Here is a 24,662-nt window from a genome sequence, read left to right as displayed (position 1 = left end):
CATGCGTACCTACGGACAACTCCTGCGGACCGCCGGCTTCACCCCGCTCTTCGTGGCGACCTCCGTGCAGGTGACCGCCTCGACGACGAGCGGCCTGGCGCTGGGCGTGCTCGTCTACGCGACCACCCGATCGCCGCTGCTCGCCGCGCTGAGCATGTTCGGGCCCTCCCTGGCCCAGGTGGCGGGGGCGACGGTGCTGCTGTCGGCCGCCGACCGGCTGCCGCCCCGGGCCGCGCTGGCGGGCATCGCCGCCGTTCTCGGCCTGGGGACCGCCGTGCTGGCCGTGCCCGGGCTGCCGGTCTGGGCGCTCTTCGCCGTGCTGCTGGGGCTCGGGCCGGTCGCCTCGCTGGGCGGCGGGGTGCGGTGGGGGCTGCTCAACGAGCTGCTGCCGCGCGAGGGCTACCTGCTGGGCCGCTCGGTGATGAACATGGCCATGGGGGTGGTGCAGATCGCCGGGTTCGCGGGCGGCGGCGCCCTGGTGGCCGCGCTGAGCCCGCGCGGCGCTCTGCTCGCGGCCGCCGCGCTCCACCTGGCCGAGGCGGCCGTCCTCCGGTACGGGCTCGGCCACCGGCCGCCGCGGGCCGCCGGGCGGCCGTCGGTCGCGGCGACCTGGCGGGCGAACGTGCTGCTGTGGTCGTCGGCCCCCCGCCGTCACGTGTACCTCGCGCTGTGGGTGCCCAACGGGCTGATCGTCGGCTGCGAGTCGCTGTTCGTCCCCTACGCGCCGGAGCACGCGGGGGTGCTGTTCGCGGCGGGGGCGGCGGGCATGCTGGCTGGGGACGTGGTGGTGGGCCGGTTCGTCCCGGCGTCCTGGCGGGAGCGGCTGGGCTCGCCGCTCCGCCTCCTGCTGGCCGTGCCGTACCTGGCCTTCGCGCTGGAACCGGGGCTGCCGGTGGCGGTGGCGGTCGTGGCGTCGGCGTCCACCGGGTACGCGGCGAGCCTGCTGCTCCAGGAGCGGCTGATGGCGCTGACGCCGGAGGAGATGGGCGGGCACGCCCTGGGGCTGCACTCGGCCGGCATGCTCACCCTGCAGGGCGTGGGCGCCGCGCTCGCCGGAGCGCTCGCTCAGCTCACCTCGGCGGCGACCGCCATGACGGCGATGGCGGCGGCGTCCGTCGCGGTCACGCTGGCGCTGGCGCGTGGGCTGCGGCCGGGCCCGGTCACGGCCGCTCCCGCGGGGGGCCCGGCGAGGGCCGGTGCTCGCGGCGCCAGTCCTCGGCCGTGATGCGGTACAGCACGTGGCGGCGGAGCCGGTGGCCGGGCGGCAGGACGGGGTGGTCGAAGTCGCCGGCGGCGTCGTGGGTCATGCCGAGGCGTTTCATGACCGCGCTGGAGCGGGTGTTGACCGTCGCGGTGAAGGAGACCACCTCGTCCAGGCCGAGGCGGTCGAAGGCGAAGCCGAGCGCGGCGGTGGCCGCCTCGGTGGCGTAGCCGTGCCCCCACGCCTGGCGGGCCAGCCGCCAGGCGATCTCGACGGCCGGCAGGAACGGGGCCTCGAACGTGGGCCGGTGCAGCCCGGTGAAGCCGATGAACTCGCCGGTCGCGACCACCTCCAGCGCCCAGCGCCCCCAGCCCTGGCGGGTGATGGCGTCGTCGCCGGCGGCGGCGAACGCGTAGCTCTCCGCGCGGCTGAGCGTGGCCGGGAAGTGCGCAGCTCGGCGGGGGACGAGGGCTGGGGTGTCCGGGTCGTCACTGGAGGAGATCGTACGGGGCGTTCCGGGCGAACGGGCCGTGCAGGGCGGCCCACTGGAGCAGCATGATCGTCTTGGCGTCGGCGATGGCGCCGCCGCGCACCAGGTCGAGGGCGTGGTCGAAGCCCAGCTCGACCACCTCGATGTCCTCGCCCTCCGCGGCGACCCCGCCACCGCCGGTGGCGCGGGTGGCGGGGCTGTAGGGGGCGGCGTAGAAGTGCAGGCGCTCGGTGACCGAGCCGGGGCTCATGTAGACGGTGAAGACGTGCTCGACCTCGCCGATGGCGTGGCCGGTCTCCTCGGCGGCCTCGCGCCGGACGGCCGCCTCCGGGGCCTCGTCGTCGAGCAGCCCGGCGGCGGTCTCCAGCAGCATGCCGTCCGGGTGGCCGTTGACGTAGGCGGGGTAGCGGAACTGCCGGGTCAGCAGGACGGTACGGCGGGCGGCGTCGTACAGCAGGACCGTGGCGCCGTTGCCGCGGTCGTAGGTCTCCCGCTCCTGCGTGCTCCAGCGGCCGTCGGCGTGCCGGTAGTCGAAGGTGGTGGTGCGCAGCACGTACCAGTGGCAGGCCAGGAGCCGCACGTCGCGCACCCGGACCCGGGGGTTGCCGGCGAGGTCGCGCCCCACCTGGTCCAGGCCGGTGCGGCCACGGCGGTCGGGCTCGTCGATCCCGGCGGTCACGGGGCCTCCTCCAGGCGGGCCAGGTCGCGTGCCGTCAGTTCGGGGTCGTCGCCCGTACCGGAACGGTAGGGACCCGCGATAAGAATCATCACGGGACGGAACTATAATACGAAGAAATCGGAAGAAACAAGGAGAAACGTGCATGCTGGCTGCGCAACGCCGTGACCTGCTCCTGGAACGCCTGCGCCGGGACGGCCGGGTCATCGCCAAGGACCTGGCCGCCGAGCTCGGCCTGTCGGAGGACAGCATCCGCCGCGACCTGCGCGACCTCGCGGCGGCCGGCCTGTGCCAGCGGGTGTACGGCGGCGCGCTGCCCGTCTCCCCCGCGATCGCCGACTACGCCACCCGCCAGGGCGTCGAGGTCACCGGCAAGCAGCGGGTGGCCGCCGCGGCGGCGGCGCTGATCGGGCCCGGCAGCACCGCGATCCTCGACGGCGGCACCACGGCCCTGGCGGTCGCCCGCGCCCTCCCGCCCGACCTGCGCGCCACCGTCGTCACCCACAGCCCGACGGTGGCCGGCGCCCTGGCCGGGCACCAGGACGTGGAGGTCTACCTGATCGGCGGGCGGCTGTTCAAGCACTCGATGGTCGCCTGCGGCGCGGCGGCGGTGGAGGCGGCCCGCGGCGTCAACGCCGACCTGTTCCTGCTGGGCGTGACAGGCGTGCACCCGGAGACGGGGCTGACCACGGACGACGCCGACGAGGCCGCGATGAAACGCGCCCTGGCCCGGCAGGCCGCCGACACCTACGTGCTGGGCAGCTCGGAGAAGATCGGCGCGGCGTCCCGGTTCGCCGTCCTGCCGCTGGCGGAGGTCGCCGGCCTCGTCACCGACGCCGACGCCGACAACGCCACGGTCCGGGCGCTGGACGTGCCGGTGATCCACGCGCCCTGACCGCGTGCACGTTTCTGCACGTTCTCGTGATCCGGCTCCCCTGCACGCGGGGCCGTCAGCGCGTTGAAAGGGGGTGCAAGCGCGGTGCAGGCGGCCCGTCGCTCAATGGTGACACACCGTACAGGACGGACCATCACCCGGGAGAAGCGATGAACCATCACCTCCGCACCCTGCTCGGCGTCACCGCCGCGATCGCCGCTCTGGGCGCTCCGGCGGCTCTCGGCACCGCCACGGCCGGCGCGGCCACGGCACCCGCCGCCTCCGCGGCCTCCGCGGCCTCCACGGCCTCCGCCGCCTCCGTCGCTGACGTCTCGCGGCAGAACCAGCCCTTCCTGTTCACCTACACCTTCGCCGGCCACCTCAAGGTCGCCGGCGGCTACTTCACGACCGGCGGCCGCGTCTTCGTGACCGTCAAGTACACCACCGGCCGCTCCGCGTTCTCCACGTGGACGACCGCCCGCCCGCACCCGATCACGCCGGGCGGCGCCGTCTACGTGGACACGACGATCGCCGCCCCGTGCGCCGGCGGCCCCAACGGGTACGCGCGGGCGTACGACGCCGTCACCCGGACCTGGTCGCCCCGCCTGCCCGTGACCATCTGCCAGCGCATCGACTGAGCACCCGCCACAGCCCCCGCGCCCGGAGTTGCGCGACGGGGGCATGATCGGTCACCATCGTCGGCATGACGAGTGGAAAGGGCGGTCCCCGCCCAGGCCGTTGAGGCCCCTGGAGTCGGCCGAGGAGCCGGCCCACGAGATCGGCATCTCCGGAGAGGCGCTGCTCGCGCGCCTCGCACCCCTCCCCTACCCGCGCCGCATGCGGGCCCTGGCGCTGCACGCCCGCCGCCTGGCCGGCACCCCGCGCCTGCGCGCCCTGCTGGACGAGCTGTCGGCGGGCGGCCGGGACGCCCGCCGCGCGGCGCTGCACCTGGCCATGGCGGGCCGCGATCTCGGCTTCGTCGAGCACGTGCTCGCCGGGCCGGACCTGGCGCTGCGGCGCGCCGCCCTGCGCGCCGTGCGCACCCTCCCGGTGCCCGACGCCGCGGTGGCCGCCGCGCTCCGGGACGCGCCCGCCGAGCTGCGGCTCGCCGTCCACCGCACGCTGGTACAGACCCGCAGGCAGGCGCTGGCCGAGTCCCTGCTGCCGGACGTCCACGCCCGGTGGGGGCCGCGCGAGGCCGCCGTGCTGCTGCCGGCCTGCGGCGCCGGGACCGTCGCCCGGTGGCTGCCCGAGGTCGCGCACGCGGTGACGTCCTGGACGGCGCTGGCCGCGCGGCATCCGGGCGCGGTCATGGCGGCGGCCGGGCAGGAGCTGTCGGCTGGCGCGGACCCGTGGAGCTGGTGGCGCCGCCGGGGCGCGGGCGTGCTGCTCGCCGCGCCGGCCGAGCCGGTCCGCATGCTGGAGCTGCTGGAGCGGCACGACCTGCGGCACGTCGTCCCCCTGCTGCCCGCCTCCGTCCTGAACGCGCTGTTCAGGACGGACACCGCGCGGGCCGCGCGGGCGTTGTTCGGCGACCCCCGGCCCGGATGGAGAGGGCTGTCGGGAGCGCTGCTCCGCCATCTGCGCTCGGCCACGAACGAGGAGATCGTCGCGCTGGCCGCGACCCGGCACCGGCCCGGCAGGGTGCTGCGGTGGCTGCCGCCCGCCCGCCGGACCGCGGTCTTCGAGGCGATGGCCGCGCGGCGGGGCGGCTCCGCCCGGCTGTGGGCGATGGAGTTCCTGGAATGGCTGCCTCCCGAGCGGGCGGCGCGGGAGGCCAGGCGCATGCTCGACTGGCACGCCTCGGTGTGGCACTCGGCCCGCGGCCGGCTGGACGACCCCGCCTTGCCGCTGAAGCTCACCTCCTACCTGCCGTACGAGGAGGCGGCCGGCGTGCTGCGCGAGGCCGCGCTGAGCGGGGACCCGCGGCGGCGCGGGCTCGCCAGGACGCTGCTGGTGCGCGCCGCCGCCCGCACCCGGGACCGGGAGGCGCTGCGCGCGGTCCTGGACGAGCTGGCCCTGCGCACCGCCGGCGAGCAGGACCCGCTGCGCGGGGAGCTGCTGGCCGCGGTGCGGGACGACGTGCCGCCCGCGCTGCTCGACGACGCCTGCGCCGGAGCGCTGGAACGCCTGGCCCGGGCGGCGGCCGGGGCGCCGGACTCCTCGCCGGCGACCAGGGAGGCGCTGCGGGGGCTGGCGCGGCGGGTCCTGCGGCACGCCGATCCGGCCGCCGCGCCCGGGCTGGTCTCGTGGGCGATGGGCGTGTACGGGAAGCTGGTGGCCCGCCACGGCGCGGACGGCCTCGGTCCGGTGCCCGCCGGTGCGCCCGCCCAGAACCGCCACCGCCGCCGGGGGTTCCCCCCCGGGGGCGGGGAGGCGTACCGGCTGGACCGGGTGCTGCGGGCGGGCCAGGAGCACGACCTGCTCGCGGTGTTGCGGCCGTACCTGCGGGCGGCGCGCGAGCGGGAGGACTTCGCCCTGGCCGTGCGGCTCGCCCGGGCGCTCGGCCGGCGCGCGGGCGGGTCCGTCGAGCTCCAGGGCGACCTGCGCGCCGCCGTGCGTACCGCGCCGGTGCCGCTGGCCCGCGAGGCGGCCGCCCTGTGGCTGGCTCCCGTACCCGCCCGCCGCCGGGCCGCCCCGGGCGGGGGTCACACCGCCACGGCGGGCGAGCGGGAGGCGCGGATCGTCGAGCTGGTCCAGGAGGACCCGTCCGCCGTACGGCTCCCCGCCGTCTGGCGCACGGTGGCACGCCGGCGCACGGATCTCCTGCCGGCAGCCCTGGACGGGGAGCGGCCCGGCCGGGCCGCCGAGGACGCGCCGGGGCGGGCCAGGCGGTTCGCCGAGGACACGCCGGAGCAGGCCGGGCGATTCGCCGAAGACGCGCCGGAGCAGGCCGGGCGATTCGCCGAGGACACGCCGGGGCGGGGCGGGCGGTTCGCCGAGGGGGTGTGGGTGCCGCCGGTCGCTCGCGGGGACGCCGGGCGGTGGACGCCCGGCCAGCGGGAGCGGGTCCGCGGGCGGCTCGTCGCGGTGGTGCGTGACGAGCGGCTGCCCGTCGCCGTGCGGGCGGCGGCCGTCCAGGCGGCCGGGCGGACCGGAGGGACGCTGGACCTGCTCGCCGCCTGGGCCGCCGGCCGGGAGGAGAGCATGGTCCTGGCCGAGACGGCCGTCACCGCGATGGCGGAGGCCGGCGCGCCCGGCCGCGCCGTCCCCCTGCTCCTCCGGCACGCCGGCGGCCCGGCCTCGCACGTGGCGGTGGCCGCCCTGGCGCGCTGCTGCCGGGCCGTCGCCCCGTCGCTGCTGGGGCCGTTGCTGGAGGCGGCGCTGACCGGCCCCGGCGGCAAGGTCACGCTGCGCAAGCTCGCCGCGCGGCAGCTCGGCCGCAACCGCCCGCCCGGCGCGGTGGACGTGCTGCTGCGGGCGTGGGCGGACCCCGGGCTGCACCGGGACGTGCGGGTGGCCGTGGCCTCGGTCCTGCGCGACCTGCCCGAGGACCCCAGGACCCTGGAGGCGCTCGGGGAGGCCGCCGGCCGGTACGCGGGCGAGCTGATGTCCAGGACGTTGTTCCAGGCCCATCCGCTGGACCTCCCCCCGGGCCTCCGGCCCCGGTACGCGGAGCTGGTGCGGCGGCTGCTCATGGCCGCCGGCCTGCCGGGAGTGCGTTTCCGCGGGGCGAAGGCGTTCGGGGAGTGGGCGCGCTGGTACCGCGGCGACCTCGGGGAGGTCGTCGAGGCGGCGGCGGACCCGCGGGCGCCGGAGGAGGCCACGGACGTGTTCCTGGCCCTGCTGCGCGGCGGGATGATCGGTGACCAGGTGCTCGGCGTGCTCGCCCGGCTGGCCGACGCGGTGCCCGGCGAGGGCCTGGAGACGCCGGCGCGGGCGCGCCTCGAGGTCGTCGTCGAACGGCTCGCCGGGTGGCAGGACGAGGGCGGGCCGTGGCCGCGGCTCGCCCGCGAGGCCATGCGGCTGCTCGCCGACCGCCCGCTCCTGCTCCCCCAGGCCGTCCACCTCGCCCTCGCCCTCCTCCCGGCCGCAGCGGCCGACTGCGGGGGCCCGGCCGACTGCGGGGGCGCGGAGTGGGGGGAGGCGTTGTCGGAGGTGGTCGAGCTGGTCCGGGGGCGGCCGGTGCTGGCGGCTCATGCGGCCGGGCGGGCCGCGCACGAGCTGCTCGGCGAGTACGCCGACCGCCCGGTGCCCCCGGACGCCGTGCCGCCGGTCGTCCGGCGCCTGGTGGCCCGGGGCGACCTGGCCGGGGCGTGGTTCGCGGTCGAGCTGACCAGGGCGGGCGGGAAGCGCACCGGCTGGGCGGACCCGTGGCCGGCGCTCCTCCGCGACCTGCGGGACTCCCCGCACCTGGAGGTCCGCCAGGAGGCCTGGGACACCCGGGCGGCCACCTGACCCGGCGCGGCGGGCTCAGGGGACGGGCTCAGGGGACGGGCTCAGGGGACGGGCTCAGGGGACGGGCTCAGGGGCGGGCGCGGGTCCGGCCGCGCCCGGTCAGCCGCACTTGCCCGTGAGCCAGGCCCGGTACTCCCTGGTGTAGTTGGTCATCACGCTCGGCGGGGCCTGGCCGAGGACGCTCTGCCAGCGGGCCGCGTTGCCGCTCCACGCGGGCGGCGGCTCCTCCCAGGCCACGCTGTCGGTCCAGCGGGCGTGGGCGCCCTTCAGCAGCGTGGGGTGGCGCCTGGCCAGCTCGGCCTGGATCCAGGAGTCCGTGGAGTAGACCATGATGCGCTGCGACGCCTGCCGTTCCTTGATCGGGTCGGAGATCTCCTTCCAGGCGGCCGCCGCGTACGTGGCGTTCGACAGGACGGGCCTGGCCTCGGGCTTGATCTCCAGCAGGGCGACCAGGCCGCGGGAGCGCACCTGGTCGAGCCATTCCCGCAGGGTGTGGACCCGCTCCCCCGTGTACGGGCCGCGCGCGACGGTCCGGCCCTGGAGCCTGTCGCTGCCGGTGGCCCACCAGATGTCGGTGATGTTGCGCTTGACGCCGGTCAGGCCGTTGGTGGAGGTGTTGTGCCACATGACGGCCTTGGTGCCCTGCTTGGTGAGCTGGACGTCGCCCTCCACGCCGTCGGCGCCCCAGCTCTTCTGGTCGTCGAGCGCCTTGGGGTTGTTGGGCTGGCGGACCTGGTCGCGTTCCCAGGGGTTCGCGCCGGTCGGGTAGCCGCCGTGGCCGAAGAGCAGCGGGCAGACGACGGCGGCGCCGGACGCGGCGCGGGCGGGCGCGGCGTGGGCGGGCGGCGCGGTCGTCATCGCGGCCGCCGTCAACGCCGCCGTCATCGCGGCCGCCACCGTTGCCCTCGTTCTCGTGATCATGAACGTGCGGCTCCCGTCTGTGGACTGATCCGGACGGCAGGGTATGCGCGGCGGCCCGGATGATCAAGAGCCGCGTTCCGTGCCGCGAGCCGCCGCGCCGCCGCCCGCGCGCTCGTTGAATTCCCCCGCCTTATCGCGTAGTAGTGGATCATTCACTTACGGTGACAATCGGGGGTTGGTGCTCATGAGCGGCACCAAAGCGACAGACGTCGCCGCGACGGGCAGCGCGGTCACCGAGGAGGCCGGCGCCGGCCCGCGCGCGGCGGGCGGCTCGGCGCTGCTCGGCCGGTGGGGGCGATGGGCGGCCCGGCACGGGCGGCTCGTCACCGCCCTGTGGCTCGCTCTCGCCGCGGGCTCGGCGCTGCTGCTGCCCGGCCTGACCGGGCGGCTGACCCCGCCCTCGCTGGAGGTGCCCGGCTCGGAGTCCGCGACGGCCGCGGCCATGATCGCGCGCGCGTTCCCCGAGCAGGGCACCGAGCAGGTGATGCTGGCCTTCGACTCGCCGACGCTCGCCGCGCGGGAGCCGGCCTTCCAGCGGACGGTGGCCGCGGTGACGCGCGCGCTGGACGCCCGGCCGGACGTCGGCGCGCTCCTGCCGCTGCCCCCGATCGCCGGCCAGCAGCCCGGGCACGCGTACGTGCTGGCCGGCGTGCACGGCGACGAGCTCGCCCGGCAGCGCAACCTGCCCGCCCAGCTCGCGCAGGCGCGGCAGGCCGCCAGGGAGGCGTCCGGCGGGTCGGTCGGCGTCACGATCCTCGGCGTCAGCCGCGCCTTCGCCCAGCTCGCCCACACCGACCTGGCCGACCTGCGGGCGATGGAGACCAGGACCCTCCCGCCGGCCGTGCTGCTGCTCGTGCTCGGGCTGGGCGCGGCCGGCGCGGCCGTCGTGCCGCTGCTGGTGGGCGGCGCGGCGATCCTGACCGCCACTGGCGTGCTCGCCCTGGCCTCCCGGTTCTGGCACGTGGACTCGACCGTCCTGACCTACACCGTCACGATGGCGCTCGGGCTGGGGCTGGACTACACGCTGCTGGTCCTGCTGCGCTACCGCCAGGCGCGCCGCGCCGGCCGGCCGCCCCGGGCCGCCGCCGCGCACGCCGCCGCCACGGCGGGCGGCACGGTGGCGTGGTGCGCGCTCGCCATCCTCGTCACCTCCTGCGCGCTGCTGATCGTCGGCGTGCCGTGGGCGCACTCCATGGCGGTGGCGGGCATGCTGGCCGCGTCCGTCACCGGGCTCGCCGCGCTGACCCTGGCCCCGGCGCTGCTGCCCCGCCTGGACCGGTGGCTGGAGTGGGGCACGCTGCCCTGGCGGCGGCCCGGCCGGGACGCCGACCGGCCGCCCGCCTGGCTGCGCTGCGCCGGGCACCTGATGCGCCACCCCGCCCGGTACGCGGCCGCGGCCACCGCACTGTTGCTCCTGGCCGCCGTACCGGTGCTGCACCTGCGGGTGGGCCTGCACTACGACCGCGACACGCTGACCGGCACCGACATCGGTGCCGGGCTGGCCCGGCTGGAGAAGGACGGCGTGGCGGGCGTGACCGACCTGGCCCTGCCGCACCCGCCCGGCGCGCCCCCGGTGGACACCACCGCGCTGGCCGCCGCGCTGCGGGCGGACCCCAGGGTGTCGCTGGTGACCGCGTTCGACAACGGCCGTGACCTCACCCTCATGCTGGTCGCCGACCGCTGCGCCCCGGACGGTGACGCGGCGGTCGCCGTCCAGCGGGACGTGCACGCCCTGGCCGCCCGCCTGCTGCCGGAGGGGCAGCGGGTCCTGGCCACCGGCCCGGCGGCGCGGCTGGCCGACCTGGCCGCGGCCTCGCTGGCCGGGCTGTGGCAGGTGCTCCTGGTGGTCCTGCTGGCCTCGTTCGCGCTGCTGCTGGTCACCTTCCGCAGCCTGCTGATCCCGCTCAAGGCCGTCGCGATGAACCTGCTGTGCGTCTGCGCCGCCTTCGGCCTGCTCACCCTCGCCTTCCAGGACACCGGCCGCTCGCCGGACGTCAACGCCCTGCTGCCGCTGATCATCTTCACCGTCGTCTTCGGCCTGTCGCTGGACTACGAGGTCTTCCTCGTCCACCGCATCCACGAGCACTACCGCCGCACCGGCGACAACACGGCCGCGGTGCTGCACGGGCTGCGGCACACGGCGCGTCCCATCACGCTGGCGGCGGCGATCATGGCCGTCACGTTCTCCGGGCTGCTGTTCACCCGGCGGCTGGACTTCCAGCAGGGCGGCTTCGCCGTGGCCGTCGCGATCGTCCTGGACGCCACCGTGATCCGCATGGTGCTCGTCCCGGCCCTGATGCGGCTGCTCGGGCACCGCAACTGGTGGCTGCCGGGCGATCAGCGGCGCAGGAAGGCGGCGATCGCCGGGACGAGCCGGTCGTGTACGTCCTCCAGCACGTAGTGGCCGGCGTCGCGGAAGGCGTGCACCTCGGCGTGCGGCAGGCGGCGGCGCCACTCGCGCAGCACGGCGGGGTCGAAGACCGGGTCGCGCAGCCCCCAGCCGATCAGCGCCGGCCGATCGGCGAACGCGCCGAGGCCGTCCCCGGCCTGCCGCAGCAGCGGCCAGGCGCGGTCGGCCGGGCCGAGCGGGATGTCCTGGACGAAGCGCCGGACGGCCACCCGGTGCCCCGGATCGCCGCCGGGGGCCAGGAAGGCGGCGCGCACGTCCCTGGGCAGCCGGCGGCGCACCCCGAACGGCGGCAGCGTCGCCAGCCGCGCGAAGGCGTGGTGGCGCAGGAACAGCCGCTCGCCCACCCCGGTCTCGCGCAGCAGCCAGAACGGCAGCCGCAGCGCCGGTCTGACCCGCTCGCCGTGCGGGTTGGGGAAGGCGGCGGTGTTGAGTACGACCAGGCGGGCCACCCGCCCGGGATGGCGGGCGGCCCAGGCCATGCCGATCGGGCCGCCCCAGTCGTGCATCACCAGCGTCCAGCCGCGGTCCTGGACGCCCCGGTCGGCGACGAGGTGGGCGGTCAGCGCGTCCAGGTCGGCGACGCGGGAGGCGAGGGTGTAGGCGTAGCGGTCCTCGCCGGGCTTGTCCGACAGGCCCATGCCGAGGTGGTCCGGCGCGACGCAGCGGTGCTCGCCGCGCAGCGCCAGGATCAGCCGCCGGTACAGGTAGCTCCACGACGGGTTGCCGTGCAGCATGAGCACCGGCGCGCCCTCGCCCTCGTCCACGTAGTGCTGGCGCAGGCCGGCGCGGCCGAAGTAGCGGGAGGCGAACGGGTAGCCGGGCAGGGCGGGCGTCGTCGCGCGCGGGTCGGGCACGGTGGCCTCAGCTCTCGTCCAGCGGGGCGGCCGACAGGTGGGCGGCCAGCCTCGACAGGCCCTCGGCCATGGTGACGCGCGGCACGTAGCCGAGGTCGCGGCGGGCGGCCGACAGGTCGAACCAATGGGACGTGGTGGCCTGCACCGCCGCGAGCCGGGTGAGCGGCGGACGCGCCCGGACGAGCCGGCAGGCGTGCTCGACCGCTCCGGCCGCCAGCCGGGCCAGCCCGGCGGGCACCCGCGGCCGGACCGGGCCGAGGCCCGCGGCGGCCAGGAGGCCGTTGATCCACTGCACGATCGGGACCGGCTCGTCCTGGGCGACGAAGTAGGCGCGGCCGGCGGCCGGGCCGCCGGGGGCCAGCGCGTCCAGCGCCAGGAGGCACGCCTCGGCCGCGTTGTCGATGTAGACGGTGTCCACGAGCTTGCCGGGGGCGCGGGGCAGCAGCAGCCGGCCGCGCCGCGCCTGCCCGGCGAACCTCGGCAGGAAGTGCGGGTCGCCGGGACCCCAGATGAGGTGCGGCCGCACCGCGACGGTGGCCAGCCGCTCGCCGTCGGCGGCCAGCACCAGGCGCTCGGCCGCCGCCTTGGACGCGGGGTAGGGGGCGAGGAAGCGGCGGGCGTACGGGGCGGACTCGTCCACGCCCTCCAGGTCGTCGCCGTCGTGGACGACGCTGGGCGAGGAGACGTGGACCAGGCGGGTGACCCCGGCGCGCAGGCAGGCGTCGATCACGTTCGCCGTGCCGTTGACGTTGACGGCGCGGAAGTCGCGGGCGGCGCCCCACAGGCCGGCCAGGGCGGCGCAGTGGACGACGGCGTCGTGCCCGGCCACGGCGGCGCGCACGCGGCCGGGGTCGCGGACGTCCCCGGCGCGCTGGCGGACGCCGTACGCGTCCAGGACGGGGTGCGGGCGGCGCTGGAACGCGGTCACCTGGTCGCCGCGCTCGGCGAGCATCCGGCACACGGCCGCCCCCAGGAACCCGCCGCCCCCGGTCACGAGCACCCTCACCGCCCGCCCTCCTCCGGCTCGCGGGCGGCCCGGGGTCTCTCCAGCTTCCGCGTGGCCCAGCGGGACAGCAGGGAGCGGCGGATCTTGCTGGCGTGGCGGACGTCCATCGGGAAGCCGGGGTGCGGGAGGACCTCGGCGACGGTGGCCGGGGCGTGCGCGCGGACCCGCTCGACGGTCTCGCGGCGCTCGCGCCGGGAGGCGCCGGGCTCGCACTCCACGCAGAGCACCGCCCGCTGGCGGCCCGCCGGCCCCACCCCCACGAGGGCGGTGCGGCGCACCCCGGGCAGGCCGTTGAGCACCGGCTCGATCCGGTCGGTGTACAGGTCGCCGCCGGCGGTGCGGACCCGCTCGCTCTTGCGCCCGGCGAACCACAGGCGGCCCTGGTCGTCCTGCCAGCCCAGGTCGCCCATCCGGTGCACGGGCGTGCCGGCGTCGTCGATGCGGGCCAGGCCCGTGTCGTCCGGGCGGCCGAGGTACGGGTCGCTGACCGCCGGCCCGGCCACGGTGATCTCCCCGACGGTCCCCGGCGGCACCAGCAGGTCGTCCGACCAGCGCGGGACGGGCTCGTCGGTGACGGTGACGAGGCGGACCCGGTTGCCCGGCAGCGGCGAGCCCAGGCAGGTGCCCGCGCCGCCGGCGGTGGCGGCGGCGGTCGCGGCGAGCTCGGCCGCGTCCGCCGCGCTGACCAGCAGGCACTCGGTGGCCCCGTACACCGACAGCACCCGGGCGTGCTCGGGCAGGCACCGCAGGGCCCGCCGCAGCACCTCGTGGGGCAGCGGCGCGCCCGCCGTGAGCACCGTCTCGACGGTGTCCAGCCGCAGGCCGCGGGCCGCGCAGTGGCGGGCGAGCCGGTCCAGCAGGGCGGGCGCGGCGAACAGGGCGGTGACGCGGTGCGCGCGGATCGACTCGGCCATGACGGCGGGGTCGGCCCGATCGGGGCGGCGCGGGTCCAGGCGGGGGATGACGGAGACGCAGCCGAGCGAGGGCGCGGCGATCGCGAACGGCAGGAACGTGGAGTAGACGGTGGCGCCGGGCGCCAGGCCGCCCAGGTGCGCCAGCAGCCCGGTCTGCCCGGCCAGGTGCCGGTGCCGGAAGGGCACCCCCTTGGGGGCGCCGGTGGAGCCGGAGGTGAAGGCGACGAGCGCCAGGTCCTCACCGCCCGGAGCGGGGTGAGCGGCGGGGTGAGCGGCGGGGTGAGCGGCGGGGTGAGCGGCGGGGTGAGCGGCGGGGTGAGCGGCGGGGTGAGCGGCGGAACGGGCGGCGGAACGGGGGGCGGGGCGGGGGGCGGGGCGGCCCGGTGCCGTGCGGGCGTGCCACAGGGGGGCCGGGCGGCTGGTGGCGCGGGCCAGCCACAGCGGGCGGGTGCCGACCGTGATCGTGGTACGCACGCTGCCGCGGGCCCAGCCCAGCAGCACCCGCGCGAGATGGGCGCGGGGCACCCCGATGAACGCCTGCGGGGCGGCCTCCGCGAGGCACGCTCCGATGGCACGCGCGTCGAGCCCCGGATCGACCAGCACGGGCACGGCCCGCAGCCGGAGCAGGGCCATGATCAGCGCGACCAGCTCCCGCCCCGGCGGCACCATGACCGCGGCCGTCGTCCCGGCACCCACTCCCGCGCGCTCCAGGGCCGCCGCGGTGCGGCCGATGAGGTCCTCCAGGCCCGCGTACGTGAGCGTCTCGGCGCCGCGGCGGCCGTCGATGCGGCAGGCGGCGGCGTCGGGCCGGGCGTGCGCCCAGCGGCCGGTCATCGCCACGACGTCGAAGAGCTGGGCGCGCATCGACCTCACTCCCTCTCGGTGTGCTGCGTTTTGGGTGATCCGCCGCACGGTAGCTATATGTAGTGATAACTAACTGTAAGTGACTGGAGCCGAGACATGAGCCGAATCACCACCGTCATCGCCGTCATCGCCGCGGGAGCGGCCACGGCCGTGCTACCGCTCGCCGTGGCCGGGCCGGCCCAGGCCGAGCCCGTGCCCGCCGCCGGCCCCTTGCCTCCGGGCCCGATGCCCGGAGGTACCGTGTCCGCGGCGACCTGTGCGGTGGGCACCGGCGTCCCGCTGCCCAGCCCCAGCAGCCCCACGCTGCTGACCTGCTTCGGCGGCACCTACCACGGCAGGCCGGTGGCCGGCCTCGGCTGACCGCCCTGGGCCCGGCGGGCCCGTCGGCGGGGCCCCGCTCAGCAGGGCGCGGCCTCGAAGACGGGCACGTCGTCCGGCAGGCTCGCGCCGAGGAACGGCAGCCCGAACGGGACGTTCCCGGCCTGCTGAGCCCCGGCCGCGCCGCCGCTCGCCGTAGCGGCGCCCGCGCCCGCGCCGCCGCTCGCCGTAGCGGCGCCCGCGCCCGCGCCGCCGCTCGCCGTAGCAGCATCCGCGCCCGGGCCCCGGCCCGACTCCGTGGCCGACTCCGTGGCCGACTCCGGGCCCGACCCCGTCGCCGACTCCGGGCCCGGCTCCGTGGCCGGATCCGCGACCGCGTCCTCCGCGTCGCCCTCCACATCGCCCTCCGCCGCGCCCGTGGCGGTCACGTCCGTGCCCGCCGTCCCCGGCGCGGCGGCCGTGGCCTGGGCCGAGGCGATCGCCGCCCGGCCGCTCGCGGCGGCCGCGCCGAGGAAGGCGGCGAAGACCTGGGCGATGGTGTGCACGGGGACGCGGATGCAGAACTTGCCCATCGTGTCGGCCGGCGACGGCCCGGCGTCGGCGACGGCGGGCGGGCCGGCGAGCACGGCGGTGCAGAAGGCGGCGGCGAGAACGCGGGTGCGCACGGTGGCTCCTTGGTCGGGTCAGAGTGGCGAGAAGATCAGGGTGGCGTTGTGGCCGCCGAAGCCGAAGGAGTTGGACATCACCGGCCCCGGCGGCATGGGCCGCACCTCGGCGACGACGTCGATGTCGCAGCGCGGGTCCGGCTCGCCCAGGTTGGCGGTGGGCGGGACGGCCAGCTCGTTCAGCGCCAGCACGGCGGCCACGGCCTCGATGGCCCCGGCGGCCCCGATGGCGTGACCGGTCACCCCCTTGGTGGAGGTCACCGGCACCCGTACCGGCCCGAACACTTCCTTGATCGCCCTGGCCTCGGCCAGGTCGTTGAGCGGGGTGCTGCTGCCGTGCGCGTTGACGTGCGCGATCTCGCCCGGCGTGAGCGCGGCGTCGGCGAGGGCGGCGCGCATGCAGCGGGCGGCTCCCTCGCCGTCCTCCGGCGGCGCGGTGATGTGGTGGGCGTCGGAGGAGAACCCGAGGCCGGACAGCTCGCCGTAGACGCGGGCGTCGCGGGCCAGCGCGTGCTCCAGGTTCTCCAGGACGACGAACGCGGCCCCCTCGGCCAGCACGAACCCGTCGCGGTCGCGGTCGAAGGGCCGGCTGGCGGTCTCCGGCGCGTCGTTGCGCTGCGACAGGGCGCCGCAGCGGTGGAAGGCCAGCAGCACGGTCGGCGTGATGGACGCCTCGGCGCCGCCCGCGACGACCAGGTCGGCGGTGCCGTCCCGGACCAGCCGGGCGGCCTCGGCGATGGCGTGCGCGCCCGACGCGCACGCGGTGGCCACCGACAGGCTGGGGCCCAGGATCCGGTGGCGGATGCTGATCGCGGCCGCGAGCGCGTTGTGCATGATCATCGGTACGTGCAGCGGGCCGGGGTTGCCGCGGCCCGTGCGCGCGTCGCGGAACACACCCTCGTAGGTGAGGACGCCGCCGAAGCCGCTGCCGGTCACCACCGCCTGCCGCTCGGCCGGCGCCCGCACCGGCCCGGCGTCGTCCAGCGCGTCGGCGGCCGCGCACACCCCGAGCTGGGACACGCGGTCCAGGCGGGCGGCCTGCTTGGGCGTCAGGTACGCCTCGACGTCCAGCTCGGGCACCTCGCAGGCGAACCCGACGCCCAGCCCTTCGGTGTCGAAGGAGGTGATGCGGCGCGCGGTGGAGCGGCCGGCCAGCAGCGCGTTCCACAGCTCCTTGGGGTGCCCGCCGGCCGGCGTGCGCACGCCCAGCCCGGTCACGGCGACCCGCGCCCGCGCCTCCCGGGACGCCCGCGCGCTCATCCCAGCCGCTCCGCGGCCAGCTCGCGGGCCTTGGCCAGCACGTCGCCCACGGTGCGGACGTCGGCGAGGGCCTCGCGCGGCAGCGGCCCCCACTCGTCCTCCAGCGTGACGTGCAGTTCGGCCAGGTCCAGGCTGTCGGCCTCCAGGTCCTCGCGCAGCCGCGCGTCCTCGGTCACCCTGCTCGGGTCGACCTTCAGGATGCTCGCGCAGTGCTCGCGCACCACCGCCAGGATCTCTTCGTCGCTCACGCCCGGGTCCTCTCACGCAGGTCGTCATGGTGGTCGTGCCGCCTAGCCTCGCTGATGGCAGGAAAGATGATCACTTGTGACGCGACGTCCGCCGTTAAGGAATTGACCAAACTTGCCCGTCCGCCGGTTCGCCGCCGGGGCGGGTGCCCGCCGGCTCTCTAGGGTGGGCGGCACAGGGGATCTTGAGGGGGGATGGGCATGCGCTATGCCCAGGTGGCCGGAGTGGCCGTGCATCTGCCGGAGCGGAGCCTGACGAGCGCCGAGCTGGAGGAGGAGCTGGCCACTCGCAATCCCGGCGTGCGCGTCCCGCGCGGCCTGATCGAGCACTCCACCGGGGTGCGGCGGCGGCACCTGGCCGAGCCGGAGCAGACGGTCGCCGACCTGGCCGTGCTGGCCGCCCGCGAGCTGCTGGAGGAGACCGGCATCGCGCCACCGGCCCTCGATCTGATCATCTTCGCCGGGGTGAGCAGCGACGCCATGGAGCCCGCCACGGCGCACATGGTCGCCGCGGGGCTGGGCGCCGGCTGCCCGGTGTTCGACGTCCGCAACGCCTGCACCAGCGCGCTGAACGCGATCGAGCTGGCCGAGACGCTGATCACGGCCGGCCGCTACCACACGGTCCTGGTCGCCTGCGGCGAGCGGGCGACCGCGATGACCGGGTGGCGGCTGGGCTCGGAGGACGACTTCACCGCCGCCCTGCCCTCCTACACCGTCTCCGACTCGGGCGCGGCGCTGCTGCTGCGGCGCGCGAGCACGCCGGGCGTCCTCGGGCACCGCTTCTGCGCGCACTCCCCCGCCTGGCCCGCCGCGATCGTCCCGCTCGCGGTCCGCCCCGAGGGCGGCGTGGAGGTGCGTCCCTTCGCCGTCGACTTCAGGGAGCTGGCCATCGGCGTCTGCAAGCTCGACCTGGACGTGCTGCGGCAGCCGCTGGCCGAGCGCGGGCTGGGCTGGGAGGACATGGCCGCGATCTGCGTCCACCAGGCGTCGCTGCCGTCCCTGCACCATTTCTGCGAGCTGACCGGGATCCCGGTCGGCAAGGTCGAGGTGACGGTCGAGGAGCACGGCAACCTCGTCTCCTCGACCCTGCTCGTCCAGCTCCACCGGGCGGTCGAGGCCGGCCGCGTGCGGCGCGGCGACCTGGTCGCGCTGGTCGGGGTGGGCAGCGGGGTGAGCGCGGGCACCGTGCTCCTGCGCTGGTGAGGGTCCCGCCCTGCCGGCCGGCCCCGCCGGCCGGTCCCGTCAACGGTTCGAGGAGAGCACGACGATGCCCGTTCCCGCGTTCCTGATCGCCGCGGCGCTCGCCGCCGCCGCCCTGCCGGGGGCCGCCCCGCAGGACACGCTGACCTGCCAGGTCGGCACGGCCCCCGGGCAGCCGGTGACCTTCACCCCGGCCGTGGGGTTCCTGCCGCGCGCGGTCACCGCCAAGGCCACCCTCGTCCTCACCGGCTGCGCCGGCACGGGCGCGGCGGCGGGCCTGCGCTCGGGCCGGATGACCGTCCGGGGCACCGGGCGCGCCTTCTGCACCGGTGCCCAGGACATCCACGGCAAGGGCCGCATCACCTGGTACGGCCCCGACGGCCGGCCGGCGGGCGTGTCCACCCTGCGGCCGGCCGCCAACCGGGTGCAGAGCTACAACCCGGGCGACATGCTGCTCGGCGGCAGCATCACCAAGGGCCCGCTGGCCGGCGCCCGGGTCAGCGGCACCGCGACCCCGACCAGCGACGTCAGCGGCTGCGTCGCCAGGGGCCTGACCTCCGTCCAGGGCACCGGCACGATCACGTTCGCGACCTGACCCGGCGGCCCGGCGGCCCGCTAGTCCACCTCCACGACCGCCTGGGCGAACTGGGCGGAGTACAGCCGGGCGTAGGCGCCGCCGGCCGCCAGCAGCGACTCGTGCGTGCCCTGCTCGACGATCCGGCCGTCCTCCATGACCAGGATGAGGCTGGCGTCGCGGATCGTGGACAGCCGGTGGGCGATGACGAAGCTGGTGCGGCCCTCGCGCAGCGTGCTCATCGCCCGCTGGATGAGGACCTCGGTGCGGGTGTCGACCGAGCTGGTGGCCTCGTCCAGGATGAGGATCGCCGGGTCGGACAGGAACGCCCGCGCGATGGTGATGAGCTGCTTCTCGCCCGCGCTGACCGTCCCGCCCTCCTCGTCGATCACGGTGTCGTAGCCGTCGGGCAGGGTGAGCGCGATGCGGTCCACGTGGGCGGCCCGCGCGGCGGCCTCGATGCGCTCGCGGGTGGCGTCCCCGGCGCCGTAGCCGATGTTCTCCGCGATGGTGCCGCCGAACAGCCAGGTGTCCTGCAGCACCATGCCGATGCCGGCGCGCAGCTCCTCCCGCGACATCCGGGCGATGTCCACGCCGTCGAGCGTGATGCGCCCGCCGGTCACCTCGTAGAAGCGCATGATGAGGTTGACCAGCGTGGTCTTGCCCGCTCCCGTGGGGCCCACGATGGCCACCGTCTGGCCGGGCTCGACGGTGAGCGACAGGTTCTCGATGAGCGGCCGGTCCTCGGCGTAGCGGAAGGACACGTTCTCGAACGCCACCCGCCCCCTGAGCCGCGCGGGCCGCTCGGGCTCGGCGGGCTCCGGCGACTGCTCGGCGGCGTCCAGCAGCTCGAAGACGCGCTCGGCCGAGGCGATGCCCGACTGCACCAGGTTCGCCATGCCGGCCACCTGGGTCAGCGGCTGGCTGAACTGCCGGGAGTACTGGACGAACGCCTGCACGTCGCCCAGCGAGATCGAGCCGGAGGCCACCTTGAGCCCGCCGACCACGGCGACCAGCACGTAGTTGAGGTTGCCGATGAACATCATCGCCGGCTGGATGGCGCCGGAGATGAACTGGGCGCGGAAGCTGGAGGCGAACAGGGCCTCGTTGTGCCGGTCGAAGGTCTCGGCGGCCTCCTTCTGCCGGCCGAACACGCTGACCAGCGTGTGCCCGCCGTACATCTCCTCGATGTGGCCGTTGAGCCGGCCGGTCGAGGCCCACTGCTTGATGAACTGCGGCTGCGACCGCTTGCCGATCGCCGCGGTGACCCACACCGAGACCGGCACGGTGACCAGCGCGATGAGGGCCAGCACCGGCGAGATCCAGAACATCATCGCCAGCACCCCGACCACGGTCAGCACCGACGAGATGAGCTGGCTCATCGTCTGCTGGAGCGTCTGGGCGATGTTGTCGGTGTCGTTGGTGGCGCGGCTGAGGATCTCGCCGCGCGGCTGACCGTCGAAGTAGCTGAGCGGCAGCCGCGACAGCTTCGCCTCGATCTGCTCGCGCAGCCGGTACGCGGCCCGCTGCACGATCACCGTGGTCAGCCGGAACTGGACGATGCCGAGCAGCGCCGCCAGCACGTAGACCGCCAGCACCCAGGCCAGGATCTGGGCGAGCGCGGTGAAGTCGATGCCGTGGCCGGGCACGACGTGCATGGCGGCGACCATGTCGGCGAAGGTGTCCTGGCCGCGGGCGCGCAGCCCCGCCACGACCTGCTCCTTGGTGGCCCCGGCGGGGAGCTGGGCGCCGATGATGCCGGAGAAGATCAGGTCGGTGGCCTGGCCGAGGATCTTGGGTCCTGCCACGGTCAGCGCGACGCTGGCCGTGCCGAGCGCCAGGACGACGGCCAGCAGCAGGCGCTCCGGCCGCAGCAGCCGCAGCACGCGGCGCAGCGTGCCGCCGAAGTCGAGGGCCTTCTCCGCGGGCCCGCTCATCATCCGGCCGGGGCCGAACGCGGGTTGCGGGCGGCGCGCGGGCGTCTGGGTCGTCACGCTGCTGCCTCCTGTTCGGTGAGCTGGGACAGCACGATCTCCCGGTACGTCGGGCAGCCGTCCATCAGCTCGGCGTGGGTGCCGCTGCCGACCAGGCGGCCGTCGTCGAGCACGAGGATGCGGTCGGCGTCGCGGATGGTGCTCACCCGCTGGGCCACGATGACGATCGTGGCGTCGGCGATCTCCTCGGCCAGCGCGGCCCGCAGCCGGGCGTCGGTGGCGTAGTCGAGGGCGGAGAAAGAGTCGTCGAACAGGTAGATCTCGGGCCGGTGCACGAGGGTCCTGGCGATGGCCAGGCGCTGGCGCTGGCCGCCGGAGACGTTGGTGCCGCCCTGGGCGATGGGCTCCTCCAGGCCGCCGGGCATGGCCTCGACGAAGTCGCGGGCCTGGGCGATCTCCAGGGCGCGCCACAGCTCCTCGTCGGTGGCGTCCGGCCGGCCGTAGCGCAGGTTGGAGGCGACGGTGCCGGAGAACAGGTAGGGCGACTGCGGCACCAGGCCGACCGTGCGGGACAGCGCGGCCGGGTTGAGGCGGCGCACGTCCACGCCGTCCACCAGCACCTCGCCGGCGCTCGCGTCGAACAGCCGCGGGATGAGGTTGAGCAGCGTGGTCTTGCCGCTGCCGGTGCTGCCGATGATCGCGGTGGTGCGGCCGGGCCGGGCGGCGAAGCTGATGCCGCTCAGCACCGGCTCCTCGGCGCCGGGGTAGCGGAAGTCGACCGAGCGCAGCTCCAGCTCGCCGATGCGGCGCTCGGGGGTGACGGGCTCGGCCGGCGGGTGGACGGTCGGCTCGGTGCCGAGCACCTCCTCGATGCGCTCGGCGCAGACCTCGGCGCGCGGGATCATCATGAACATGAACATCGCCATCATCACCGACATGAGGATCTGCATGAGGTAGGAGATCACCGCGGTCAGCGCGCCGACCTCCATGCTGCCGTCGGCGATGCGGTGGCCGCCGAACCACACGACGGCCACGCTGGAGAGGTTGACCACCAGCATGACGGTGGGGAACATCAGCGCCATGAGCTGCCCGACCCGCAGCGACACGTCGGTGAGCTGCTCGTTGGCCACGCCGAAGCGCTCGCGCTCGTGCTGGTCGCGGACGAAGGCCCGGATGACCCGGATGCCGGTGATCTGCTCGCGCAGCACCTGGTTGATGCGGTCGATCCGGTCCTGCATGATCTTGAACAGCGGCCGCATCCGCGCCACGACCAGCGCGACGATGAGGATCATCAGCGGCAGCACGACCAGCAGCAGCGACGACAGCGCCACGTCCTGGTTCAGCGCCAGCACGATGCCGCCGACGCACATGATCGGCGCCGCCACCATCATGGTGAAGGTCATGAGGACGAGCAGCTGGATCTGCTGCACGTCGTTGGTGGTCCGGGTGATCAGGGACGGCGCCCCGAACCTGTTGACCTCCTGGACGGAGAAGTCCTGCACCCGGTGGAAGATCGCGGCCCGCAGGTCGCGGCCGAGCGCCATCGAGGTGCGGGCGCCGTAGTAGACGGCCACCACCGAACAGACGATCTGGACGAGCGTCACGCCGAGCATCACCAGCCCGACGCGCACGATGTAAGCGGTGTCGCCCTTGACGACGCCGTCGTCGATGATGTCGGCGTTGAGCGTGGGCAGGTAGAGCGTGGCCAGCGTCTGCACGAACTGGAAGAGGACGACGAGCGTGATCTCTTTCCCGTACGGCCTGAGCTGGCCCCGCAGAAGACGGAGCAGCATCAAGGGGCGCTTTCTTTCGCAGGGGTGGGTAAGGGCCGCACGAGCAGCCCGTCGAGCAGGATGGAGACGGTCTCGGCGTCGTCCATGCCGCCGAAGTCGCCGCCCAGGCCGAAGCCGTGGTGCACGCGTGCCGCGATCAGCATGAGCAGCAGGTTCGCCGCGGCCTCGGGCGAGCGGCGCAGCCGGTCGCGGTCGGGCTCCATGAGGGTGACCAGCGCGTCGGCGACGCGCTTCCTGCCGTCGAGCATGTGCTGCTGGAACTCGGCGTCGTCGGCCAGCAGCTCCTTGGGCACGGTCATGAGCTTGGCGTTGGCGGTCATGCCGGTGCGCAGCAGCGTGACCGCCTCGCACAGCCGGGCCCGCAGCTCCAGCCCGGGGTCGATGGCCGCGAGCGCGTCGATCGCGGCCACCGGGTCGAACGCGCTCATGACCGCCGCCCGCAGCAGCGACGCCTTGTCGGGGAAGACGCCGAAGATCGTGCCCTCGGCCACGCCCGCCGCCTCGGCGATCTGGCGGGTGCTGACCGCGGTGCCATGCTCGCGCAGCAGCGGGATCGTGGCGGCGATGAGCGCGGCACGACGGGCTTCCGGCGCCAGGGCCGGCACTCTGCGCCGTTTGGTCATGGAGGAGAGTGTAATGAGCGAGTACTCACTCGTTCAAACCATTTTGTCGCCGGGCGCCCGGCCGGGCCTTCAGCCGCCCGGCCGGGCGCCCGGCCTTCAGGGGAGGACGACCGTCGTCAGGGCACGGGGCGGCAGCGTCACGGCGCCGTCCACGACCGGCACCGGGTCGAGGGAGGCGTGCTCGCCGGTCAGGTACGCCACCGCCCCCTCCTCCAGCCCCGCCCAGGTGACGGCCGCCATGCCGGTGTTGAGGACCACCACGACGCGCGAGCCGCCGGGGTTGCGGAAGGCCGACACCCTCAGCGCCGGCTCGGCCGACACCGCCCCGACGCGGACCGCCCCGGGCCGTACGAACCTGCTCCAGGCCGCCAGCGCCCACAGCCGCTTGGACACCCGGTACGTCCCGGCCGCCTCGTCGATCAGCAGCAGCGCCCTGGTGGTGCCCGTCGAGGCACCCAGCCAGTACAGGTAGGCCGACACGCCGCCCAGGGTGAGCGCGTCGTGCACGGCCGAGGCGACGGTGTAGCCGTCGGAGCCGCTGTCGTCGTACCAGCCCTCGGTCCAGGCGGTGCCGCTCGGGTTCCACTCCGACATCCACGTCGGCCTCTTGGTCGGCAGCGGGAAGTCCACCGGGGTGGCGTAGCCGTGCCCGCTGTGCGCCCGCACCCACCGGCGGGCCTGCGGGTCGGCCTCGACGGCGGCCGTGTACGCCGCCGCCTCGGTCCAGCCCAGCGACTCGCAGCACACCAGCCCCACGCCCTCGTCCCCGGCCACCGGGCCGAGCACCTTGACGAACTCGGCGGCCTCCGCCGGGGTGAAGCGCATGGAGGCGTGCGGGGCCGTCCAGTCGGGCTCGTTGGCGAAGGCCAGGTCGGTGATCCGGACGCCCTCGGCGGCGTAGAACCTGGTGTACTGCACCAGGTAGTCCGCGTACGCCCGCCGCCACTCGGGCTTGAGCCGGCCGCCGTGCCGGTCCTGGCCGGTGTCCTTCATGTAGCCGGGGGCGCTCCAGGCGACGGCGAAGAAGCGGCGCACGCCGTACTCCTGGGCGGCCCTGGCCAGCCAGACCTGGCCGTGGTCGTCGCCGTCCCACACGTACGCGGGCGGGGCGTCCGGGCCGCCGGGGTCCTCGGGCTGGATCGAGGCCATCTCGTCGTACGGGCCGCCCGCCGGGGCCGAGCCGACGCCGAGCCGCAGGATGCTGAGCCCGGCGCCCTTCTCCGTGCTGAACAGCAGGTCGAGGACCTCCCGCCGGGGGCCTTCCGGCAGGGCCCTGATCAGCTCGCCGCGCCGGAACGCCGCGGAGATCCCGAACCCGTCGATCGTCTGGTGCCGCACGCGATCGTCGATCTCGATCACCGATGGTTCGTTCGTCACGGGCGCTCCGGAGCGGGTGGGTCCTCAGGCGGACGGCGGGGCCGGTCGTTGCGCGGATGATAGTG

Annotated in this window: 21 protein-coding genes; 8 read left to right on the top strand and 13 right to left on the bottom strand. The window is 75.8% G+C overall.

Features of this window, described 5'->3' with window-relative positions; translation table 11 throughout:
- Nucleotide 1 precedes the first annotated feature (1 nt).
- Nucleotides 2–1,225 (top strand): MFS transporter, encoded by a 1,224-nt coding sequence (locus tag AB0H75_RS26095; protein WP_367800343.1) that lies wholly within the window; start codon nt 2–4, stop codon nt 1,223–1,225.
- Here AB0H75_RS26095 and AB0H75_RS26090 read toward each other — a convergent pair.
- Nucleotides 1,161–1,703 carry a GNAT family N-acetyltransferase gene (locus AB0H75_RS26090; protein ID WP_367800805.1) on the bottom strand — a complete coding sequence of 181 codons (543 nt, stop codon included), beginning with the start codon at nt 1,701–1,703 and terminating at the stop codon, nt 1,161–1,163. The genes AB0H75_RS26095 and AB0H75_RS26090 overlap by 65 nt on opposite strands.
- The gene (locus AB0H75_RS26085) at nt 1,690–2,370 is read right to left on the bottom strand and encodes an NUDIX domain-containing protein (RefSeq protein WP_367800341.1); all 681 of its coding nucleotides are present in this window, start codon (nt 2,368–2,370) and stop codon (nt 1,690–1,692) included. The genes AB0H75_RS26090 and AB0H75_RS26085 overlap by 14 nt, the downstream gene beginning before the upstream one ends.
- 142 nt (nt 2,371–2,512) lie before the next feature.
- Between AB0H75_RS26085 and AB0H75_RS26080 the strand changes: the two genes are divergently transcribed.
- The 3 genes from AB0H75_RS26080 to AB0H75_RS26070 all read left to right on the top strand — a co-directional run bounded on the left by AB0H75_RS26080 (nt 2,513) and on the right by AB0H75_RS26070 (nt 7,639).
- Nucleotides 2,513–3,262, top strand: coding sequence for a DeoR/GlpR family DNA-binding transcription regulator (locus tag AB0H75_RS26080; protein ID WP_367800339.1), 750 nt, complete (start codon nt 2,513–2,515; stop codon nt 3,260–3,262).
- Between the two features lie 149 nt (nt 3,263–3,411).
- The gene (locus tag AB0H75_RS26075; RefSeq protein WP_367800337.1) at nt 3,412–3,879 is read left to right on the top strand and encodes a hypothetical protein; all 468 of its coding nucleotides are present in this window, start codon (nt 3,412–3,414) and stop codon (nt 3,877–3,879) included.
- Nucleotides 3,880–3,979: 100 nt separating this feature from the next.
- Nucleotides 3,980–7,639, top strand: a complete 3,660-nt coding sequence (locus AB0H75_RS26070) for a hypothetical protein (RefSeq protein WP_367800336.1) — start codon at nt 3,980–3,982, stop codon at nt 7,637–7,639.
- Nucleotides 7,640–7,738: 99 nt separating this feature from the next.
- On the opposite strand, the gene AB0H75_RS26065 is transcribed toward AB0H75_RS26070, so the two are convergent.
- Nucleotides 7,739–8,560, bottom strand: coding sequence for a glycerophosphodiester phosphodiesterase (locus tag AB0H75_RS26065; RefSeq protein WP_367800334.1), 822 nt, complete (start codon nt 8,558–8,560; stop codon nt 7,739–7,741).
- A 184-nt stretch (nt 8,561–8,744) separates the two neighbouring features.
- On the opposite strand from AB0H75_RS26065, the gene AB0H75_RS26060 reads away from it, so the two are divergent.
- Entirely contained in the window at nt 8,745–10,961 is a 2,217-nt protein-coding gene (locus AB0H75_RS26060; RefSeq protein WP_367800332.1) for an MMPL family transporter, read from the top strand.
- Here the strand turns inward: AB0H75_RS26060 and AB0H75_RS26055 are convergent.
- The 3 genes from AB0H75_RS26055 to AB0H75_RS26045 are packed head-to-tail and all read right to left on the bottom strand — an operon-like array spanning nt 10,898 to nt 14,608.
- Nucleotides 10,898–11,824, bottom strand: a complete 927-nt coding sequence (locus AB0H75_RS26055; protein WP_367800330.1) for an alpha/beta fold hydrolase — start codon at nt 11,822–11,824, stop codon at nt 10,898–10,900. The two genes, AB0H75_RS26060 and AB0H75_RS26055, sit on opposite strands and share 64 nt — an antisense overlap.
- 7 nt (nt 11,825–11,831) lie before the next feature.
- Nucleotides 11,832–12,830, bottom strand: coding sequence for an NAD-dependent epimerase/dehydratase family protein (locus AB0H75_RS26050; RefSeq protein WP_367800328.1), 999 nt, complete (start codon nt 12,828–12,830; stop codon nt 11,832–11,834).
- A complete protein-coding gene (locus AB0H75_RS26045; protein WP_367800326.1) occupies nt 12,827–14,608 on the bottom strand; it encodes a fatty acid CoA ligase family protein in 1,782 nt (593 codons plus the stop codon). Before AB0H75_RS26045 ends, AB0H75_RS26050 begins: the two co-directional genes overlap by 4 nt.
- 96 nt (nt 14,609–14,704) lie before the next feature.
- On the opposite strand from AB0H75_RS26045, the gene AB0H75_RS26040 reads away from it, so the two are divergent.
- Entirely contained in the window at nt 14,705–14,968 is a 264-nt protein-coding gene (locus AB0H75_RS26040) for a hypothetical protein (protein ID WP_367800325.1), read from the top strand.
- A 38-nt stretch (nt 14,969–15,006) separates the two neighbouring features.
- Here the strand turns inward: AB0H75_RS26040 and AB0H75_RS26035 are convergent, their stop codons facing one another.
- Genes AB0H75_RS26035 through AB0H75_RS26025 form a run of 3 tightly spaced genes read right to left on the bottom strand, consistent with a single transcriptional unit; the run spans nt 15,007 to nt 17,099 of the window.
- On the bottom strand, nt 15,007–15,591 hold the full coding sequence (locus AB0H75_RS26035; protein ID WP_367800324.1) for a hypothetical protein: 585 nt from the start codon (nt 15,589–15,591) through the stop codon (nt 15,007–15,009).
- A gap of 18 nt (nt 15,592–15,609) precedes the next feature.
- Nucleotides 15,610–16,851 (bottom strand): beta-ketoacyl synthase, encoded by a 1,242-nt coding sequence (locus AB0H75_RS26030; protein ID WP_367800323.1) that lies wholly within the window; start codon nt 16,849–16,851, stop codon nt 15,610–15,612.
- Nucleotides 16,848–17,099 (bottom strand): acyl carrier protein, encoded by a 252-nt coding sequence (locus AB0H75_RS26025; protein ID WP_367800322.1) that lies wholly within the window; start codon nt 17,097–17,099, stop codon nt 16,848–16,850. The genes AB0H75_RS26030 and AB0H75_RS26025 overlap by 4 nt, the downstream gene beginning before the upstream one ends.
- Before the next feature lie 198 nt (nt 17,100–17,297).
- Here AB0H75_RS26025 and AB0H75_RS26020 point away from each other — a divergent pair, with 198 nt between their 5' ends.
- Complete coding sequence (locus AB0H75_RS26020) at nt 17,298–18,299, top strand: 3-oxoacyl-ACP synthase III family protein (RefSeq protein ID WP_367800321.1); 1,002 nt, start codon at nt 17,298–17,300, stop codon at nt 18,297–18,299.
- A gap of 64 nt (nt 18,300–18,363) precedes the next feature.
- Nucleotides 18,364–18,891, top strand: coding sequence for a hypothetical protein (locus AB0H75_RS26015; protein WP_367800320.1), 528 nt, complete (start codon nt 18,364–18,366; stop codon nt 18,889–18,891).
- 20 nt (nt 18,892–18,911) lie between these two features.
- On the opposite strand, the gene AB0H75_RS26010 is transcribed toward AB0H75_RS26015, so the two are convergent.
- From AB0H75_RS26010 to AB0H75_RS25995, 4 genes are all read right to left on the bottom strand, one after another.
- Nucleotides 18,912–20,864 carry an ABC transporter ATP-binding protein gene (locus AB0H75_RS26010; protein WP_367800318.1) on the bottom strand — a complete coding sequence of 651 codons (1,953 nt, stop codon included), beginning with the start codon at nt 20,862–20,864 and terminating at the stop codon, nt 18,912–18,914.
- Complete coding sequence (locus tag AB0H75_RS26005; protein WP_367800316.1) at nt 20,861–22,597, bottom strand: ABC transporter ATP-binding protein; 1,737 nt, start codon at nt 22,595–22,597, stop codon at nt 20,861–20,863. Before AB0H75_RS26005 ends, AB0H75_RS26010 begins: the two co-directional genes overlap by 4 nt.
- A complete protein-coding gene (locus tag AB0H75_RS26000) occupies nt 22,597–23,220 on the bottom strand; it encodes a TetR/AcrR family transcriptional regulator (RefSeq protein ID WP_367800314.1) in 624 nt (207 codons plus the stop codon). The genes AB0H75_RS26005 and AB0H75_RS26000 overlap by 1 nt, the downstream gene beginning before the upstream one ends.
- 96 nt (nt 23,221–23,316) lie before the next feature.
- Nucleotides 23,317–24,597, bottom strand: a complete 1,281-nt coding sequence (locus tag AB0H75_RS25995; RefSeq protein ID WP_367800312.1) for a glycoside hydrolase — start codon at nt 24,595–24,597, stop codon at nt 23,317–23,319.
- Nucleotides 24,598–24,662: the final 65 nt, after the last annotated feature.

Source organism: Nonomuraea sp. NPDC050783 (assembly GCF_040802095.1).
Taxonomy (GTDB): domain Bacteria; phylum Actinomycetota; class Actinomycetes; order Streptosporangiales; family Streptosporangiaceae; genus Nonomuraea.
The sequence above is the reverse complement of the archived record's forward strand: the minus strand, read 5'-3'. Positions and strand labels throughout refer to the sequence as shown.

What these genes read in the sequence shown, in the direction of transcription:
- AB0H75_RS26095 (WP_367800343.1), top strand. Translation starts at nt 2, where the DNA reads ATGCGTACCTACGGACAACTCCTGCGGACCGCCGGCTTCACCCCGCTC.
- AB0H75_RS26080 (WP_367800339.1), top strand. Translation starts at nt 2,513, where the DNA reads ATGCTGGCTGCGCAACGCCGTGACCTGCTCCTGGAACGCCTGCGCCGG.
- AB0H75_RS26075 (WP_367800337.1), top strand. Translation starts at nt 3,412, where the DNA reads ATGAACCATCACCTCCGCACCCTGCTCGGCGTCACCGCCGCGATCGCC.
- AB0H75_RS26065 (WP_367800334.1), bottom strand. Translation starts at nt 8,560, where the DNA reads ATGATCACGAGAACGAGGGCAACGGTGGCGGCCGCGATGACGGCGGCG.
- AB0H75_RS26060 (WP_367800332.1), top strand. Translation starts at nt 8,745, where the DNA reads ATGAGCGGCACCAAAGCGACAGACGTCGCCGCGACGGGCAGCGCGGTC.
- AB0H75_RS26045 (WP_367800326.1), bottom strand. Translation starts at nt 14,608, where the DNA reads ATGCGCGCCCAGCTCTTCGACGTCGTGGCGATGACCGGCCGCTGGGCG.
- AB0H75_RS26040 (WP_367800325.1), top strand. Translation starts at nt 14,705, where the DNA reads ATGAGCCGAATCACCACCGTCATCGCCGTCATCGCCGCGGGAGCGGCC.
- AB0H75_RS26030 (WP_367800323.1), bottom strand. Translation starts at nt 16,851, where the DNA reads ATGAGCGCGCGGGCGTCCCGGGAGGCGCGGGCGCGGGTCGCCGTGACC.
- AB0H75_RS26020 (WP_367800321.1), top strand. Translation starts at nt 17,298, where the DNA reads ATGCGCTATGCCCAGGTGGCCGGAGTGGCCGTGCATCTGCCGGAGCGG.
- AB0H75_RS26015 (WP_367800320.1), top strand. Translation starts at nt 18,364, where the DNA reads ATGCCCGTTCCCGCGTTCCTGATCGCCGCGGCGCTCGCCGCCGCCGCC.
- AB0H75_RS26005 (WP_367800316.1), bottom strand. Translation starts at nt 22,597, where the DNA reads ATGCTGCTCCGTCTTCTGCGGGGCCAGCTCAGGCCGTACGGGAAAGAG.
- AB0H75_RS26000 (WP_367800314.1), bottom strand. Translation starts at nt 23,220, where the DNA reads ATGACCAAACGGCGCAGAGTGCCGGCCCTGGCGCCGGAAGCCCGTCGT.